Origin of the sequence: Bartonella sp. AP57NXGY, assembly GCF_042195805.1 — a bacterium.
Lineage (GTDB): Bacteria > Pseudomonadota > Alphaproteobacteria > Rhizobiales > Rhizobiaceae > Bartonella.
This window is the reverse complement of record NZ_JBHIOZ010000693.1, coordinates 1-526: the sequence shown is the minus strand read 5'-3', so window position 1 is coordinate 526 and position 526 is coordinate 1. Positions and strand designations below refer to the sequence as shown.

1 protein-coding gene is annotated in these 526 nt (G+C 39.4%); it reads right to left on the bottom strand.

The window, feature by feature from the left end; translation table 11 throughout:
• On the bottom strand, positions 1–526 hold a 526-nt coding region (locus tag ACFIL8_RS12900; RefSeq protein ID WP_375690140.1), incomplete at both ends, for a type ISP restriction/modification enzyme.

Genomic DNA, 526 nt, shown 5'->3' with positions numbered 1-526 from the left:
CCATTGATCACATACTCATAAGCTTCAAGAGGAATATTCTGCATCGTGATATGCGCATTATAAATCACTGTGCTTTTATCAATAGCACCACGCTTACCAGCAAATTTCATCGCCTCAACACGATAAAAACTCTTCTCATCAGAAATCACCCAAGTTCTTGGATCTCCCTGTTTATAGGTAACGGGATAGGGTTCAATCTCTTCATAATTCATATGCAAATCACCAAGCTTGCGCCCCGCTGTAACAAAAGCCCAAAAATCCTCTACCTTTTTAACTGTTGGAATACGCGGCAATTGTTTAGATAAATTATGCGCATAACGAGCACGATAATCTTCAGAATGCAAAATCCCGTAAACATAATAAAACAAATCATCCTTTGTTATCATTTCACCAGGATAAGCTGCCTTAAAATAAGCCAACCCTTCATCCGTAAGAGCATCACGCCGCTCTAAACCAGTTTCTTTGCTTTCCTCTGCAAAATTTGCAAACAAATGAACCTGATTCCCTTTTTTAGCTCCTAAGGGTG